Source organism: Streptomyces griseorubiginosus (assembly GCF_001514195.1).
Taxonomy (GTDB): domain Bacteria; phylum Actinomycetota; class Actinomycetes; order Streptomycetales; family Streptomycetaceae; genus Streptomyces; species Streptomyces griseorubiginosus.
Window position 1 is genome coordinate 570,284 of the sequence record NZ_KQ948737.1, and the last position, 16,444, is coordinate 586,727.

Below are 16,444 nucleotides of genomic sequence, written 5' to 3' on the forward strand. Positions count from 1 at the left end.
GGGACTAGATGTGCGGGACGTCGTCGGGGATGTCGTAGAAGGTGGGGTGGCGGTACACCTTGTCGGCGCTGGGCTCGAAGAAGGGGTCCTTCTCGTCGCGCGTGGAGGCCGCGATGTGCTCCGAGCGCACGGCCCAGATGCTCACTCCCTCGTTGCGCCGCGTGTACAGGTCGCGGGCGTGGGTGAGGGCCATCCGGTCGTCGGCCGCGTGCAGCGAGCCCACGTGGACGTGGTTCAGCCCGCGCTTGCCGCGTACGAAGATCTCGTACAGCGGCCAGTTCGCCCTGGTCGCCTGCTCGTCGCTCATACCGCCGCTCCTTCGTGCGCGTCCGTCGACCGCTCGGCCGCGGGGGTCTGCTGCTCGGCCGCCGGGGTCTGCCGCCCGGGCCCGGGTGTCTGCCGCCCGGCCGCGCGTGCCTGCTGTTTCGCCGCGTGGGCCGCGGCCGCCTGCCGTACCCAGGCGCCGTCCTCGTGGGCGCTGCGACGCCGTTCGACGCGCTGCGCGTTGCACGGTCCGCCGCCCTTGATGACCCGCATCAGCTCGTCCCAGTCGGGGGTGCCGAAGTCGTGCCGGCCGCGTTCCTCGTTCCACCGCAGCTCCGGGTCGGGCAGGGTCACGCCGAGCTTCTCGGCCTGCGGCACGGTCATGTCGACGAAGCGCTGCCGCAGCTCGTCGTTGCTGTGCCGCTTGATCTTCCAGGCCATGGAGGCCGCCGAGTTGGGGGAGTTGTCGTCGGGCGGGCCGAACATCATGAGGGACGGCCACCACCAGCGGTTCACCGCGTCCTGGACCATCTCCCGCTGGGCGTCGGTGCCGCGCATCATGGTCATCAGCAGTTCGTAGCCCTGCCGCTGGTGGAAGGACTCCTCCTTGCAGATCCGCACCATCGCGCGCGCGTAGGGGCCGTAGGAACTGCGGCACAGCGGCACCTGGTTGCAGATGGCGGCGCCGTCCACGAACCAGCCGATCACGCCGACGTCGGCGAAGGTCGGCGTCGGGTAGTTGAAGATCGACGAGTACTTCTGACGGCCCGCGATCAGCCGCTCGGTGAGGTCCGCGCGGTCCGCGCCGAGGGTCTCGGCGGCCGAGTACAGGTACAGGCCGTGCCCGGCCTCGTCCTGGACCTTCGCGAACAGGATCGCCTTGCGGCGCAGCGAGGGTGCGCGGGTGATCCACTCGCCCTCCGGCTGCATGCCGATGATCTCCGAGTGGGCGTGCTGGGCGATCTGGCGGATCAGCGTGTTGCGGTAGCCGTCGGGCATCCAGTCGCGCGGCTCGATGCGCTGGTCGCGGGCGATCGTCGCGTCGAAGTGCCTGTGGAGCTCCGGTTCGGCGGGCCCCGCCGGACCGGCCTGTGCGTCTGTCATGGACTCTCCCCAACCGACCGTTCGTTCGGCCAATTGTACGATGGTTTCCGCCGCGCTACCAGTGCCTCCGACGACCTTCACAGAAGGCACCCCACCAGCGCGGACGCCCCCCAACACCGGCCGCTCGAAGCGTCTCAGACGCGCTCCACCAGCATGGCGACGCCCTGCCCCACGCCGACGCACAGCGTGGCGAGCCCCCTGCGGGCGTCCTCGCGTTCGAGTCGGCCCAGCAGCGTGAGCAGGATGCGCGCGCCCGAGCAGCCGAGGGGATGCCCCAGGGCGATCGCCCCGCCGTCGGCGTTGACCTTCTCCTCGTCCAGCTTCAGACGGCGGACGACGGCGAGAGCCTGCGCGGCGAACGCCTCGTTCAGCTCGATCGCGCCCAGGTCCGCGGTCTGCCACCCGGCTCGGGCGAGGGCCTTCTCGGTGGCGGGCACCGGTCCGAGGCCCATGAGGTTCGGCTGGACGCCGGCCGAGGCGGAGGTGACGATCCGGGCGCGCGGGACGAGCCCGTACCGCTCCACGGCCGCCGCGCTCGCCACCACCAGCGCGGCCGCCCCGTCCGACAGCGGCGAGGAGGAGCCCGCGGTCACGATGCCGTCCGCGCGGAAGACGGTACGCAGCGTGCCCAGCTTCTCCAGCGTGGTGCCGGGACGCGGCCCCTCGTCCCGGGTGACCTCGCCGTCCTTCACCGGGACCGGCACGATCTCCCGGTCGAAGCGCCCGGCCGCCTGGGCCACGAGGGCCCGCTGGTGGCTGCGCAGGGCGAAGGCGTCGGAGTCGGCACGGGTGATGCCGTCGAGCGCGGCGACCTCCTCGGCGGTCTCGCCCATAGACAGCGTCACCTTCACCGCCTCGGGCCCGGCGTCCGCGGGCACGGCCCGGTCGGCGGCCGTGAAGCGCGGGTTGGTGAAGCGCCAGCCCAGGGAGGTGTCGTGCACCTCCCCCGGCTTGGCCCAGGGGGTGCCGGGCTTCGCCATCACCCAGGGGGCCCTGGTCATCGACTCCACTCCCCCGGCGACGACCATGTCCGCCTCCCCGGCACGGATCGCCTGGGCGGCGGAGGCGACCGCGGTCAGGCCCGACGCGCAGAGCCGGTTGACGGTGTAGCCGGGCACGGTGTGCGGGAGTCCGGCCAGCAGCACCGCCATGCGGGCCACGTCCCGGTTGTCCTCGCCGGCCTGGTTGGCGGCGCCCAGGATCACCTCGTCCACCGCTTCGGCAGGCGCCCCGGAGCGCCGCAGCGCCTCTCCCACGACGAGGGCGGCCAGGTCGTCGGGGCGGACGGCGGCCAGGGCACCGCCGTAGCGGCCCTGCGGGGTGCGGGCGCCGTCGATCAGATAAACCTCGTCGGACATGGGCGGACTCCTCTGCGTGGACCGTGCCGCAAGCTAACCGAATGTTCGGTCGGGTGACAAGATGGTGCACATGAGCGCCCTCGGTCCCGCACGCCAGGTTCTGCCGCGACGGCGGACACGGCCACCCGTTCCTCCTCGCCGGCACTGTCACCACGCAGTCGGGTCAGCCGGAACGGCATCCACGTCACGCGCGTTCTGCGAGGTGACGCGGTGATCGTCGCGTTCCGCGGGCGCAGCCGCCGTACCGGTTCCAGGACCAAGGAGTCGCAGCCATGACCAGCGAGCGCCAGAGCCCGGCCACGCCCCCCGCCCGCCGGGGGGAGCCGCTTCCCGACCACCTGCTCGACGACGGCGAGCGCCTGTCCCTCGACGAGCTGCGCGCCCTCCAGCTGAGCCGGCTGCGCACGACCCTGCGGCACGCCTACGACAACGTCGAGTCGTACCGCAAAAAGTTCGACGAGGCCGGCCTCGCCCCCGAGGACTGCCGGACGCTCGACGACCTGGCCCGCTTCCCCTTCACCACGAAGGCCGATCTGCGCGACACCTACCCGTTCGGCATGTTCGCCGTCCCCATGGACCAGGTCCGCCGCGTCCACGCCTCCAGCGGCACCACCGGCCGCCCCACCGTGGTCGGTTACACCGAGAACGACCTGTCGATGTGGGCCGACATGGTCGCCCGCTCGATCCGCGCCGCCGGCGGCCGTCCCGGCCACAAGGTGCACATCTCCTACGGCTACGGCCTGTTCACCGGCGGCCTGGGCGCCCACTACGGCGCCGAGCGGGCCGGCTGCACGGTGATCCCCGCCTCGGGCGGGATGACCGCGCGCCAGGTGCAGATCATCCAGGACTTCCGGCCCGAGATCATCATGGTCACCCCCTCCTACATGCTCACCCTGCTCGACGAGTTCGAGCGGCAGGGCGTCGACCCGCGGTCCACCTCCCTGCGGGTGGGCCTCTTCGGCGCCGAACCGTGGACGGAGGAGATGCGCCGGGAGATCGAGGAGCGCATGGACCTCCACGCCGTCGACATATACGGCCTGTCCGAGGTGATCGGCCCCGGTGTCGCCCAGGAGTGCGTGGAGACCAAGGACGGTCTGCACGTGTGGGAGGACCATTTCTACCCCGAGGTCGTCGACCCGATCACCGGCGAGAGCCTGCCCGAGGGCGAGGAGGGCGAGCTGGTCTTCACCTCTCTCACCAAGGAGGCGCTGCCGATCGTCCGGTACCGCACCCGGGACCTGACCCGGCTGCTGCCCGGCACCGCACGGCCCGCGTTCCGCCGTATCGAGAAGATCACCGGCCGCAGCGACGACATGGTCATCCTGCGCGGGGTGAACGTCTTCCCGAGCCAGATCGAGGAGATCGTGCTGCGCACCCCGGGGGTCGCCCCGCACTTCCGGATCGAACTGTCCCGGCGCGAGCGGCTGGACCGCATGACCGTCCGCGTCGAGGCCCGCCCCGGCACCGCCGACGACACGCGGGAGGCCGCCGCACGCTCGATCGCCCAGGGCGTCAAGGACGGGGTGGGGATCACCGTGGACGTCGCGATCGTCGACCCGGACACCCTGGAGCGTTCCCTCGGCAAACTGCGTCGCGTGAAGGACCTCCGCGAGACCTGACCAGCGGGCCCGCGGCGCACCAACTCACCGCAGGAAACGGCAAAGGCAAGGAGAGTGCTCTCCTTGCCTGTCTCAAGTTATAGCGCACAGGGGGGCTTGCGGCAAGGCCCCGGGTACGGCGCAGAATCTTCGGCCGAGGCCACTACCTGCGGAAATGAGGGCGCTACGTGCGTGTGACTACGCAACGGACCACGACTGTCCCGGGGGGAACGCGATGAGCGAGCAGTACGTGTCGGCTCTTCAGGAGATCGACCGGAGCCAGGTCGCCCTGGTGGGCGGCAAGGGCGCGCATCTGGGGGAGCTGTCGCGGATCGAGGGCGTGCGGGTGCCGGACGGTTTCTGTGTGACGACGGACGCCTTCCGGCGGTTCATGGCCGCAGGGCCGTGGATCGACGGTCGGCTCGATCGGCTGGCGGACGCGGACCCCGACGACCGGGAGGCGATCCGCACGCTCAGTGCGGAAATCCGCCGGGCCATCGAGGAGATCGCCGTCCCGGACGACATCGCCGGCGCGATCACCGGCGCGCTCGCCCGGCTCGGCGAGCAGGAGGCCTGCGCGGTCCGCTCCAGCGCGACGGCGGAGGACCTGCCGTCCGCCTCCTTCGCCGGCCAGCAGGACACCTACCTGAACGTCGTCGGGCCGGTGGAGATCCTCCGGCACGTCCGCCGGTGCTGGGCGTCCCTGTTCACGGAGCGGGCCGTGACGTACCGCCGGCGCAACGGCATCGACCACCGTGCGGTCCACATGGCGGTGGTCGTGCAGAAGATGGTCTTCCCGCAGGCGTCCGGCATCCTGTTCACGGCCGACCCCGTCACGGGCAACCGGAGGGTGGCCACCGTGGACGCCGGCTTCGGCCTCGGCGAGGCGCTGGTCTCCGGCCTGGTGAACCCGGACGTCTTCAAGGTGCGCGACGGTGAGGTGGTCTCCCGGACGATCGCCGTCAAGCAGCGTGCCGTACTGGCCCTGCCGGACGGCGGCACGCAGGAGACGGCCGTCGACGCGGCCCGCCAGGAGCAGCCCGCGCTGACGGACGCCCAGGCGGTCGAGCTCGTACGGCTCGGGCGGGTCGTCGAGGACCGCTTCGGCCGCCCCCAGGACATCGAGTGGTGCCTGACCGACGACGGCTTCCACATCGTGCAGAGCCGGCCCATCACCACGCTGTTCCCCGTCCCGGCCAGTGCCGACCGGGAGAACCACATCTACGTCTCCGTCGGCCATCAGCAGATGATGACCGACGCCATGAAGCCGCTGGGGCTCTCCACCTGGCGGCGGACGGCCATGGTGCCGATGGCGGAGGCGGGCGGAAGGCTGTTCGTCGACGTCACCCGGCGGCTGGCCGCGCCCGCGAGCCGGGCCGCGCTCCTGGACCTGATGGGGAAGGGCGACCCGCTGGTCAGGGACGCGCTGGAGAGCGTCCTCGACCGCGACGACTTCGTCCTGCCGCTCCCGGACGCACCGCCGGAAGCGGGGCCGAACGGCTCCCCCGCACCCGCACCCGCACCCGCACCCGCACCGATCGAGACCGATCCGGCGATCGTGACGGGACTGATCGAACGCAGCAAGGCCTCCGTCGCCGCCCTGGAGCGTGACATCCGGACGAAGTCGGGGCCGGAGCTGTTCGACTTCCTGCGGGAGGCCTTCGTGGAGCACAAGCGGGTCCTCGCCGATCCGCAGAACCTCCCGGTGATCATGGCGGGCATGGAGGCCACGTGGTGGCTCAACGAGAAGCTCCACGAGTGGCTGGGCGAGAAGAACGCGGCGGACACGCTCACGCTCTCCGCTCCCGACAACATCACCTCGGAGATGGGCCTGGCGCTGCTGGACGTCGCGGACGTGGTCCGGGCGCGTCCGGAGGTGGTCGAGTTCCTCCAGGGCGTCGAGGACGAGGGCTTCCTGGACGAGCTGCCGAAGCTCCCGGGCGGCACGGAGGCGCGCGACGCCATCGAGGCCTACCTCGACCGCTACGGCATGCGCTGTGTCGGCGAGATCGACATCACGAGGCCGCGCTGGCGTGAGCGCCCCACCACCCTCGTGCCCGTGATCCTCGACAACGTCAGGAACTTCGGACCGGGCGCCGCCCGGCGGCGTTTCGAGGAGGGCCGGCTGAAGGCCGAGCGGAAGGAGCAGGAGGTGCTGTCCCGGCTGCGCACCCTGCCGGACGGGGAGCGGAAGGCCGAGGAGACCAAGCGGATGATCGACCGGGTCCGCACCTTCATCGGCTACCGGGAGTACCCGAAGTACAACATCATCAGCCGCTACTTCGTCTACAAGCAGGCGCTGACGGCGGAGGCCGAACGGCTGGTGCGGGCGGGTGTGCTGGCCGAGCGGGACGACTGCTTCTACCTGACCCTCGAGGAGTTCGAGGCCGCGGTGCGCTCGAACGAGGTGGACCACCGGCTCGTCGAGGAGCGCAAGGAGACCTTCCGGACGTACCAGGCGCTCACCCCGCCCAGGGTGCTGACCTCGGACGGCGAGGCCGTCAGCGGGGCGTACCGGCGTGACGACGTGCCGGACGGTTCGCTCGCCGGTCTGGCGGTGTCCGCCGGGACGGTCGAGGGCCGGGCCCGCGTCGTCCTCGACATGGCCGACGCCGATCTCGAAGCGGGCGACATCCTGGTCACCTCCTTCACCGACCCCAGTTGGTCACCGCTGTTCGTCGGCATCGCGGGCCTGGTGACGGAGGTGGGCGGGCTGATGACCCACGGCGCGGTGGTCGCCCGCGAGTACGGCCTGCCCGCGGTGGTCGGCGTCGAGGGGGCCACCCGGCTGATCCGGGACGGGCAGCGGATCCGTGTGCACGGCACCGACGGGTACGTGGAGATCCTGTCCTGACCTGATGTCAGACCCTCGTGGGAGCGTGGTGGGTGGACGGCCGGCGCGTCGCGCCGGCCGGGTCAGCCACCGTGGGCGCCTGGTCGAGGGGGGCCGTGCCGTGAAGGACGTCGACACCCAGTTCCTGCGCGGCCTGTTCGACGAGGAAGGCGGCCTGCACGCGGCGGGCCGCACCGCCCTGTACCGCCTCTACGGCCTCGAAGGGCTGCTGTACGTCGGCATCACCACCAGCCCGCTCACCCGCATCCGCACCCATCTGCGGGACCAGCCCTGGGGTCCGCGCGTCATCGCCGTCCGCATCGACTACCCCGACCACGCGGAGGCCGCCGAACGCGACACCGTCCAGGCCGAACGTCCCTTGTACAACGTGGTCTTCAACGGGACCGTCCCTCCCCCGCCGCCTGACCCGGTGGCCCGGCTCAGGGCCCTGCTCTCGGCGCAGCGGCGGCGGCTGGCGGAGTTCGAGGCGGCCGTACCGGAGTCGACGACGCATCTGCGGCTCCTGGTGCGGGGCATCGCCTCGGCGAAGGCAACGATCGCGGGACTCACCGAGGAGATCGCCGCGGCCGAGGCGGCTGGGCCCTGTCCCGCCAGGCCGAAACGGCAGGCCGGACCGTGACCTCCGGCAGTTGGTCCCGCGTGACGCCGACGAAGGGCCGACCGCTCGTGCGGTCGGCTCTTCGTCCTTTCCTACGGCCCTCAGCCGCACGTCAGGGTCGGTGTCCCCCAGTCGCCGTGGTCGTTGCCGTTGCCGTCCCCGGCGTCGCCGACCTTGAGGTCGACCACCTGGGCGCCGCTGACGTCGACGTCGATCGGCACGGCGGCCTGTCTGCCGCGGATCGTCGGCGTCGTCACCAGGGTCTTGCCGTCGGCGACCACGGAGAAGGTGACGGTTCCGGCCCCGCCGGTCTCGTCGTCGACGCCCACGTCCGCCGTCAACCGTGTGCATTTTCCGGCGAGATAGAGCTGGACGTCACTGAGCGAGTTGGTGCCGAGGCCCTTGGCGTAGGTCACGCCGGCGATGCTGATCGGACGGCCGTCCCCGGCCGCCTGCTCGCCGACGCTGCTGTCCCGCTCGACCGGCCCCCAGCCGTTGGTCGAGGACAGGAAGGGCAGGTCGCTCACCGCGTCCTTGCCGGCCGGTGGAGCCGGTGGGATGCCGCCGACGATCCGTTCGTCGGTGCCGGTGGCCGACCGTCCGTCCTGCACGTAGCGCACGGTGGTGGTGAGTGCCGAGGCGGAGGGCAGCTCCCCCGTCGGCGGCTGGACCTTCCAGGTCACGGTCGCCGAGGTGCCGGGTCGCAGGCGCTTGAGGGAGGTCGGGCCGGTGGCGCTGACGTTCCAGCCGTCGGGGGCGGAGAGCGCGACCGTCAGGTCGGACGCCTGACGCCCGCCCTTCGGCACCGCGACGGTCGTGGCGGCCGTAAAGGCCTCTCCCGGCTGGGCGGTGTCGGGCACGGCGAGGGTGACGTCCACTCCCGGGCGCTTGGGCATCGCGTACGTCCGGGCGTCGTAGCGCGGGCTGTCGTTCTGCGTGACCCGCAGGGAGGAGGCGTAGCTGCCGTAGTCGGTCAGCGCGACCTTGCCGAGGCCGCCGGTGCTGCCGTCCAGGTTCCACACCGCGATGGCGATGCTGTTGCGGCCGTCGGGGTTCAGGATGCCGTTGGGGACGGGAAAGCTGTGCTGCGGGCCGAGGTAGTTGACGTAGTTGCCGACCTGCCAGCCGTTGACGAAGAGGGTGGCCCGGTACTTGCGTGCCGGGTCGTCGGTGAACGTCAGGCCGAGCGAGGTGTCCTGGCCGCGTGGGAGGTCCAGGCTGACGTCGGTGCGGTACCAGGAGACGCCGGGGCGGGTGTCGGTCGTCGGCAGGGAGACCCTGCTCCACTTGGCGTCCGGGTAGCCGGGCAGCGACCAGCCCGCCCGCTCGCCGTAGAGGCCGCCCGTCGAGAGGGGGCCGCGTACGGTGTCCTGGAGGTCCTCACCGCCGCGTACGCCCTGCAGGCGCCAGGTGACGGAGGTCAGCGGGGCTCCGACCAGGGAAGCGCTGGTGAGACCGCGTGCGGTCTTGTTGCCGTTGGTGGAGTTGTAGTCCTCCTCGTGGCCCATGTTGACGGTGAGCACGGAGAGGACGTTGTCGCCGTCGGACCTGACCGAGCCGGCCGGGAAGGCGAAGTCGGCGCTGCCGGTGGTGGAGCTGCCGAGGAAGGTGCCGTTGAGCCAGGCGGAGAACGCCTGCGCTCCGCCGCCGGAGTCGGACACCAGGTGGACGCCGTTCTCCTTGCCGGTGGCGCGGAAGCGGCCGCGGTACCAGGTGTTGCCGGTGTGGAAGCCGTAGTCGTCGGCGTAGAGGACCGGCAGCTTGTTGATGCCGGAGACGCTGTTGGTGGTCGTCCTGTCGGCCACCTGCCAGCTGGTGTCGTCGAAGCCGGGGGCCGCTTCCGGGGACTCCTCGGCGTGCTTCCAGTTCGTCAGCGTGGGCAGGTGGATGGCGGCGGCGGTGGCGATCTGCCCCGTGAGGCTTTGGCCGGCTGCCGTCTTCACCGGTCGGCCGTTCCAGGTGACGCGGGCCGCGGAGGTGAACACCTCGATGTTCTTGTCGTCGGCGTTGTCGCCGGTGAGCGCCACGGTACGGCCCTTGTCGAGGCTGGTCGCCGTGCGCAGCAGATGGGTGCCGCGGACGAGGACCGGGCCGGTCGCGGTGTCCTGGCGCCAGAAGGTCTTCGCCGTGGCCTTGTCGCCCACGAGGAGCAGCAGCGGGCGCTGTCCAGCGGCGGTGACGCTGACGCGGATCAGGCCCTTGTGGGTGTAGTTGAGCCGGAGATCGCCGGTGGTGGCGTCCCACGTGCTGGTGACCGCACCGCCCGTGGCGGTCACGGTCGGCTCGGAGGAGTACCGCAGAACCGTCTCGCCGTCGCTGTCCGTGTCGCCGTAGAGGACGGCGACGTCCCGGTCGCCGATGGTGGCGTCGGTCATGAGCTCGGAGGTCGAGTACTGCAACTGCGCTTCGCCGAGGCGGTAGTTGGCGACGACGATGTGGGAGTCGCGGCCGTCGAGGGTGATCGCGGTACCGGGCTGCTGGGGCACGACCGGGTAGGTCGGCTGCTCGGCGGCGGCACCGGTCGGCACGTCGATGGCGTCCACGGCCACGTAGTTGTCGGTGGAGCCCGAGCCGTGGGTGCCGGTGACGACGATCTTCAGCGTGTGCGCGCCGGGTGCCAGGCCGGTCCTCTGGAAGATCACCGCCTGGCTCTCGCTGCCGGAGTCGTCGACCGTGGCGACCTTGGTGCCATCGAGGTAGACGTCGGCGTTGCCGTGGTTGTTCGTCTTGGAGCCGATCCAGCGGATCGCGGTGCCGTCGAAGGGGACGGTGAGGGAGTCACCGGCCTTGTTGGAGAACGACTCGGTGTGCTTGTAGTCGCCCCCGGTGTAGCTCGTGTCGTGCACGTGCGACCACGAACCGGCGTACTGGAGCGCGGAGTCGGGGTCGTCCCAGGTGTAGGTGGTGTCCCCGGCGGGCTGGGCATTGAAATCGAGGGAGATGTGGGTCCGGTCGACCGCCGTGGACGTGGAGTTGCCGTGCCGCAGCACATGGAACTGCGTCCGGGTGTCGGGGTTCATCCGCGCGGTGTCGACGATCGCCGAGTCGTCCGGTGGCGTGGTCCTGATCGCGTCCGTCTTCGTCAGCGGGGCCACGGCCTGGGTGAAGTACCCGATCAGCTTGTCCTCGTCGTACTTCGGGTCGAGCTGGCGGGTCTCGCGGATCGCGGCTCCGTAGTCGTACGACGTGTAGTTCTGGGGCATGCTCAGCCAGCCCCAGTTGGTGCCGCCGTACGTCATGTAGAAGCTCTGCGCGGTCGCGCCGACGGCGATGTTCTGCTTGTAGAAGACGTCGGCGAACTGGTCGTTGATCAGCTGGGCGCACTTGTCGTAGCCGGGGCCGCCCCAGGGGTCGAAGGCGCCGCCCTGGAACTCCGGGGAGTACAGGGGCTTTCCGGCCGGGTGGTCGTAGCTGATGTCGGGGACGCCGTTCCACTTGGTGGGGTTCGAGCAGTCGAAGCCCTGCGGATAGGAGTCCGGGCCGTCCACGTCCAGGGCGCCGTCGCCGGAGTTGAAGGTGCCGTTGTTGTTGCCGGTCAGCGGCACGGTGATGCCGTCGGCGCGGGCCTTGTCCTCCAGGTGCTTCATGTAGGAGCGGGCGGCCGCGGAGCCGTTGTAGTACTCGTTCTCGACCTGGTAGGCGATGACCGAGCCGGTGCCGTTGGTGAGTTGGTGCCGGGCGATGATCCGGTCGATCTGCGTCAGCCACTCGTCGGCGTACTTCAGGAAGCGCGGGTCGTCGCTGCGGTTGTTCTCGGCCTTGGTGGTCAGCCAGCCGGGCAGGCCGCCGCTGTCGACCTCGGCGTTGATGTAGGGGGCGGGGCGGGCGATGACGTAGAGACCCGCCTCCTCGGCCATGTCGAGGAGCTTGTCGACGTCGCGGACGCCGGTGAAGTCGTACACGCCCGGCTTGGGCGAGTGGTAGCCCCAGTCGAAGTACAGGGAGGTCGAGTTGAAGCCGGCGGCCTTCATCTTCTGGAAGATGTCGCGCCACAGGTCGGGGCTCGGGAGCCGGAAGTAGTGGAACTCGCCGGACCAGAGGTAGGTGCGCCTGCCGTCGACGAGGAACGAGTAGCCGTCGTAGGTCACCGTGTGCGGTGTGGCGTCGGGGGCGGCTGCGGCGGCCGGCGGCGGCCCCTGCGCCTCCTGCGCCGCGGCCGGCGCGATCATGCCCGTCGCCAGGGCGATGGTCGCGGCGGTCGCGAGGACCGCCCTCCACCACCGTCGGCGTCCCGGTCTGGCGGTCTCCGAATCGATCCGATCACTCCGCACTGCGGCCTCCCTACGGCCTGGGCAACAGCATCAAACAGACTCAGGCAAAGTCGAACAGTAGGGCGGCAGTTGACTCAACACAACGGTCCGGAAGAAGACAATGACTTTGCCCGTCCCGCCCGAACGCACCGACCTGCGGGGCCGCCCTGTACCGGATGTCCGCTCCGGCAAGTAGGGTCCGACAGCGTGAGACTCGCGATCTTCGATCTGGACGGCACCCTGGTCGACCGCAGCGGCGCCTTCGCCGATGCCGTCACCAGCCTGAGCGGCGACCACGGATACGGTCCGGAGATCGAGCAGTGGCTGCTGACGGAGTTGGCCGACCACGCCGAGCGCGGCGACTTCGACCGGCTGCGCGCCGCCTTCCCGGTCCGGGAGAGCGCCGACCACCTGTGGCGCGTCTACATCGACCGCATGGCGTCCTCGGTGCACTGCCGGCCCGCCGTCCTCGGCAGCCTGGAGCGGCTCAAGGCCGCGGGCTGGAGCGTCGGTGTCGCCACGAACGGCGCCAGCGACATCCAGCGGGCCAAGATCCAGGCCACCGGGCTCTCCGAGCTGATCGACGGGATCGCCGCGTCCGGCGACATCGACATCCGCAAGCCCGACCCGCGCCTGTTCGAACTGGCCGCCGCGCGCTGCGGGACACAGCTCAGCCCCGGCGACTGGATGACCGGCGACAACCCCGAGACCGACATCGTGGGCGGCCACGAGGCGGGGCTGCGCACCATCTGGGTCACCGGCCGGCCCTGGCCCGAGGGACTGCTGACCCCGCACCACACGGTCAAGGACGTCGTGGCGGCGATCGACTACCTGTTGGAGGAGGACGCGGCGTAGCGTCCCCGGGCCCGGGGACGGCGTCCCTGTCGCGGCACTTCTGCGGCTCGACGCCCTCGCGGCATCCCCGTCGCGGCCTGGTACGGCTCGACGCCCTCCGCGGCGTCCCTGGCGCGGCTCCACCCCCTCGCGGCCTCCCCCGCCCCGGCCCCCTGGACTCCCCGCCGCTCCCCGCCCCGGTTCCGTACGCTGGCACGCATGCGCACGCGTCCCACGCTCCACTGGACCCCGCCCGCGGACCTGCCGCCGGGCACCACCGATCTGCGGCCCGTGGTCGACGCGCTGAGCGCCGGCCGGGTGCTGGTGATCACCGGGGCGGGCATCTCCACGGAGTCGGGCATCCCCGCCTACCGGGGCGCGGGCGGGAGCCTGAGCCGTCACACGCCGATGACGTACCAGGACTTCACCGGCTCCCCGCAGGCGCGGCGAAGATACTGGGCGCGCAGCCACCTGGGCTGGCGCACCTTCGGCCGCGCCCGCCCCAACACCGGGCACCGGGCGGTCGCCGCGTTCGCCCGGCACGGTCTGCTGTCGGGGGTGATCACCCAGAACGTCGACGGACTGCACCAGGCCGCCGGCAGCGAGGACGTCGTGGAACTGCACGGGAGCCTGGCGCGGGTCCGCTGTCTGGACTGCGAGGCCATGACCTCGCGTCACGACCTCGCTGTACGGCTGGAGGCGGCCAACGCGGGCTTCGCGCCGGTGGCCGCGGGGATCAACCCGGACGGGGACGCCGACCTCACCGACGAGCAGGTCGCCGGCTTCCGCGTGGTGCCCTGCGAGGACTGCGGCGGGGTCCTCAAGCCCGACGTCGTCTTCTTCGGCGAGTCGGTGCCCGTCCAACGGATCGAGCGGTGCCGCCGACTGGTCCACGAGGCCGAATCGCTGCTGGTCCTGGGTTCCTCCCTCACGGTGATGTCCGGGCTCCGGTTCGTCCGCCAGGCGGCCCAGGCCGGCAAGCCGGTCCTCATCGTCAACCGGGACCCCACCCGCGGTGACGCCCTCGCGCACACCCGCGTCGGCCTGCCGCTGGGCACCGCCCTGTCGACGGTCGCCGACCGGCTGGGTGTCTGAGCAGGCCGCCCGGCGGCTCAGGGCCGGGTGGCCGTCTCGCTGTCGGGGTGGATGGTGAAGATCTGGTCGAGACCGACGATGCGCAGCACCCGCAGCGTGTTCGCCGGTACGGCGGCCAGGGCGATCTCTGCCTGGACGGCCTCGGCACGGCCGCGGGCGGCGAGCAGGGCCGTGATGCCGCTGGAGTCGCAGAACTCCAGTCCCCGCATGTCCAGGACCAGGCGCTGTCCCTGGCGCAGGGTGAGGCCGTCCAGTCGCTTCTGGAGCGCGGAGACGTTGGCGTAGTCGAGTTCGCCGGAGATCTCCAGGACGGGGCCGGTCCCGGCGTCTCGGGTCGTGATGTTCAGCGGGCTCATCGTTCGTTTCTCGTCCGTGGGTCGTCGGCGGTGGGGACACCGATGGCGAGCAGAGCGGTGTCGTCGTCGAGACCGTCACCGAAGCTGTCCAGGAGTCCGGTCAGGGCCTCGATGACGGAGTGCGGGGGCCGCCCCGCGTGGGCGGTGAGGAAGGCGAGCAGCGCCTCGTCGCCGTAGAGACCGGTGCGGTCCTGGCCGGTGCGGGCCTCGGTGAGGCCGTCCGTGTAGAGCAGGAGCGTGTCACCGGGTCCGAGCACCGTCGTGGCGGTGGTGAAGCGTGCCGTCGGCAGGATGCCGACCAGCAGTCCGCCGGGGGTGGGCAGGAAGTCGGCGGTGCCGTCCGCGCGCAGGACGACGGCCGGCGGGTGGCCGCCGGAGGCGAGGTGGACGGCGAGCGTGCCGGTGCCGGGATCGGGTTCGAGGGTGCCGTACACGGCGGTGCAGTAGCGGGGGTCGCCGCTGCCGGTGTAGCGCTCGTGGAGCACCCGGTTCAGGGTGGTGAGGGCGGAGACGGGGTCGGGGTCGTGCAGGGCGGCGGCGCGCAGCGTGTAGCGGGTGAGCGAGGTGAGGGCGGCGGCCTGGGGGCCCTTGCCGCACACGTCGCCGAGGAAGAACCCGAAGCGTTTGCCGTCGATGGCGAAGACGTCGTAGAAGTCGCCGCCCAGCCGGTCGGGCGAGGCCGTGTGGTAGTGGGCGGCCGTGCGCACCCCGGGTACCTCGGGCAGGGTGTCCGGCAGCAGCGACTGCTGGAGGACCGCGAGTGCCTCCTGGAGCCGGGTGCGGTCGGCCTCGGCCCGTCGGCGCGCCTCCTCGGCGGCTTCCCGGCGGCGCAGGAGCTCCTCCTCGTAGGCGCGGCGGTCCCGGGCGTCGAAGACGGTGGTGCGGATCATCAGGGGCTGCCCGGTGGTGCCGTGTTTGACGGCGGACGAGACCAGCACGGGTATCCGGCCCCCGCCGGTCTGCTTCAGGTCCAGGGCGATTCCGCTGATCTCGCTCTGCATGCTCAGCAGCGGGGCGAAATGCGTCTCGTGGTACAGCTTGCCGCCCACGGTCAGCAGGTCGGTGAACCGCATCCGGCCCACCACCTCGTCCCGCTCCAGGCCCAGCCAGTGGAGGAGCGTGGTGTTGATCTTCGCGATGGTGCCGTCCATCAGCGTGGAGAGGTAGCCGCAGGGCGCGTTCTCGTACAAATCCTCGGCTCCGTCCTCCAGCAGCGCGGCGAACGCGGCGGCGTCGGCGACCTTCTCGGCGTCGGCGTCCTGCGGTTCGGGGTGCTGGTCGGCGCGGCACATCATCACAGGCTCGCGAGGAAGTCGGTGATCGCCCGGTTGGTGGCGTCGGGGGCGGACAGGTGCGGGCAGTGCCCGGTGGCGTCAAGGGTGACCAGGGTGGAGCCGTGGATCGCCGCGTGCACGAAGGCGCCGACCTCGCGCGGGGCGATGACGTCCTGGGTGCACTCCAGCACCAGCGTCGGCACGGTCACGCTCTTCAGGTCGTCCCGCGAGTCCGACAGGAACGTGGTCCGGGCGAAGACGCGGGCCATGTCCGGGTCGGTGGCGCAGAAGCTGTTCTTGAGCTCGTCGCCCAGTTCGGGCCGGTCCGCGTTGCCCATGATGAGCGGGGCCATCGCCGCCGACCAGCCGAGGTAGTTGGCTTCCAGCGAGGCCAGCAGTTCGTCGATGTCCTCGGCGCTGAAGCCGCCCCGGTAGCCCTCGTCGTCGATGTACCGCGGGGAGGGCGCGACCATCACGAGGGCGCCGATCCGCTCGGGAGCCTCGGCGGCCGCCAGCACTCCGGTCATCGCGCTGACCGAATGGCCGACGAACACCGCGTCCCGCAGGTCGAGGGCCTCGCACACCTCCACGACGTCCCGGGCGTACCCCTCCAGGGAGGAGTACCGCTCCTCCGAGAAGGCGGACGCGTCCGAGCGGCCCGAACCCACGTAGTCGAACAGCACCACACGGTGGTCGTCGGCCAGCGCGGGCACCGTCAGCCGCCACATGTTCTGGTCGCAGCCGAAGCCATGGGCCAGCACCACCGGCCGCCCCTGCGGGTTGCCGGTGACGGTCACATGGTTTCTGCTCGCGATGCCCATGCCCGACAGTCTCTCAAGTCACGGGAACACGTCGTGCC

The 16,444-nt window shown here is 71.4% G+C and carries 12 protein-coding genes; 5 read left to right on the top strand and 7 right to left on the bottom strand.

What is annotated here, in order from left to right:
* Window positions 1-4: 4 nt before the first annotated feature.
* The 3 genes from paaB to AQJ54_RS20940 all read right to left on the bottom strand — a co-directional run bounded on the left by paaB (window position 5) and on the right by AQJ54_RS20940 (window position 2,726).
* Window positions 5-307, bottom strand: a complete 303-nt coding sequence (gene paaB / locus AQJ54_RS20930; RefSeq protein ID WP_062020019.1) for a 1,2-phenylacetyl-CoA epoxidase subunit PaaB — start codon at window positions 305-307, stop codon at window positions 5-7.
* A complete protein-coding gene (gene paaA, locus AQJ54_RS20935; protein ID WP_062020021.1) occupies window positions 304-1,368 on the bottom strand; it encodes a 1,2-phenylacetyl-CoA epoxidase subunit PaaA in 1,065 nt (354 codons plus the stop codon). The genes paaB and paaA overlap by 4 nt, the downstream gene beginning before the upstream one ends.
* 134 nt (window positions 1,369-1,502) lie before the next feature.
* Window positions 1,503-2,726 (bottom strand): thiolase family protein, encoded by a 1,224-nt coding sequence (locus tag AQJ54_RS20940; RefSeq protein ID WP_062239553.1) that lies wholly within the window; start codon window positions 2,724-2,726, stop codon window positions 1,503-1,505.
* Between the two features lie 272 nt (window positions 2,727-2,998).
* Here AQJ54_RS20940 and paaK point away from each other — a divergent pair, with 272 nt between their 5' ends.
* The 3 genes from paaK (at window position 2,999) to AQJ54_RS20955 (ending at window position 7,797) form a co-directional block, all read left to right on the top strand.
* Window positions 2,999-4,345: a phenylacetate--CoA ligase PaaK gene (gene paaK, locus AQJ54_RS20945; protein WP_062239556.1), complete on the top strand. Its 1,347-nt coding sequence runs from the start codon at window positions 2,999-3,001 to the stop codon at window positions 4,343-4,345.
* Window positions 4,346-4,559: 214 nt separating this feature from the next.
* Complete coding sequence (gene rph, locus AQJ54_RS20950) at window positions 4,560-7,178, top strand: rifamycin-inactivating phosphotransferase (protein ID WP_062239559.1); 2,619 nt, start codon at window positions 4,560-4,562, stop codon at window positions 7,176-7,178.
* Between the two features lie 100 nt (window positions 7,179-7,278).
* Entirely contained in the window at window positions 7,279-7,797 is a 519-nt protein-coding gene (locus AQJ54_RS20955; protein WP_062020030.1) for a GIY-YIG nuclease family protein, read from the top strand.
* Window positions 7,798-7,877: 80 nt separating this feature from the next.
* Here the strand turns inward: AQJ54_RS20955 and AQJ54_RS20960 are convergent, their stop codons facing one another.
* Window positions 7,878-12,047: a beta-galactosidase gene (locus AQJ54_RS20960; RefSeq protein WP_062239562.1), complete on the bottom strand. Its 4,170-nt coding sequence runs from the start codon at window positions 12,045-12,047 to the stop codon at window positions 7,878-7,880.
* A 186-nt stretch (window positions 12,048-12,233) separates the two neighbouring features.
* Here AQJ54_RS20960 and AQJ54_RS20965 point away from each other — a divergent pair, with 186 nt between their 5' ends.
* Both AQJ54_RS20965 and AQJ54_RS20970 read left to right on the top strand, forming a co-directional pair.
* Window positions 12,234-12,881 carry an HAD family hydrolase gene (locus AQJ54_RS20965; RefSeq protein ID WP_062020034.1) on the top strand — a complete coding sequence of 216 codons (648 nt, stop codon included), beginning with the start codon at window positions 12,234-12,236 and terminating at the stop codon, window positions 12,879-12,881.
* Window positions 12,882-13,079: 198 nt separating this feature from the next.
* On the top strand, window positions 13,080-13,955 hold the full coding sequence (locus AQJ54_RS20970) for an NAD-dependent protein deacetylase (protein WP_062239564.1): 876 nt from the start codon (window positions 13,080-13,082) through the stop codon (window positions 13,953-13,955).
* A 17-nt stretch (window positions 13,956-13,972) separates the two neighbouring features.
* Here AQJ54_RS20970 and AQJ54_RS20975 read toward each other — a convergent pair whose 3' ends face one another.
* The 3 genes from AQJ54_RS20975 to AQJ54_RS20985 are packed head-to-tail and all read right to left on the bottom strand — an operon-like array spanning window position 13,973 to window position 16,406.
* Window positions 13,973-14,311 (bottom strand): STAS domain-containing protein, encoded by a 339-nt coding sequence (locus AQJ54_RS20975; RefSeq protein ID WP_062020038.1) that lies wholly within the window; start codon window positions 14,309-14,311, stop codon window positions 13,973-13,975.
* Window positions 14,308-15,603 (bottom strand): PP2C family protein-serine/threonine phosphatase, encoded by a 1,296-nt coding sequence (locus tag AQJ54_RS20980; RefSeq protein ID WP_062240477.1) that lies wholly within the window; start codon window positions 15,601-15,603, stop codon window positions 14,308-14,310. Before AQJ54_RS20980 ends, AQJ54_RS20975 begins: the two co-directional genes overlap by 4 nt.
* Window positions 15,604-15,605: 2 nt before the next feature.
* Window positions 15,606-16,406 carry an alpha/beta fold hydrolase gene (locus AQJ54_RS20985; RefSeq protein ID WP_062239567.1) on the bottom strand — a complete coding sequence of 267 codons (801 nt, stop codon included), beginning with the start codon at window positions 16,404-16,406 and terminating at the stop codon, window positions 15,606-15,608.
* Between the last annotated feature and the right edge of the window lie 38 nt (window positions 16,407-16,444).

Excerpts from the sequence above, each read along its gene's own strand:
- paaB (WP_062020019.1), bottom strand. The coding sequence starts at position 307 with ATGAGCGACGAGCAGGCGACCAGGGCGAACTGGCCGCTGTACGAGATC.
- paaA (WP_062020021.1), bottom strand. The coding sequence starts at position 1,368 with ATGACAGACGCACAGGCCGGTCCGGCGGGGCCCGCCGAACCGGAGCTC.
- AQJ54_RS20940 (WP_062239553.1), bottom strand. The coding sequence starts at position 2,726 with ATGTCCGACGAGGTTTATCTGATCGACGGCGCCCGCACCCCGCAGGGC.
- paaK (WP_062239556.1), top strand. The coding sequence starts at position 2,999 with ATGACCAGCGAGCGCCAGAGCCCGGCCACGCCCCCCGCCCGCCGGGGG.
- rph (WP_062239559.1), top strand. The coding sequence starts at position 4,560 with ATGAGCGAGCAGTACGTGTCGGCTCTTCAGGAGATCGACCGGAGCCAG.
- AQJ54_RS20970 (WP_062239564.1), top strand. The coding sequence starts at position 13,080 with ATGCGCACGCGTCCCACGCTCCACTGGACCCCGCCCGCGGACCTGCCG.
- AQJ54_RS20975 (WP_062020038.1), bottom strand. The coding sequence starts at position 14,311 with ATGAGCCCGCTGAACATCACGACCCGAGACGCCGGGACCGGCCCCGTC.
- AQJ54_RS20980 (WP_062240477.1), bottom strand. The coding sequence starts at position 15,603 with ATGTGCCGCGCCGACCAGCACCCCGAACCGCAGGACGCCGACGCCGAG.
- AQJ54_RS20985 (WP_062239567.1), bottom strand. The coding sequence starts at position 16,406 with ATGGGCATCGCGAGCAGAAACCATGTGACCGTCACCGGCAACCCGCAG.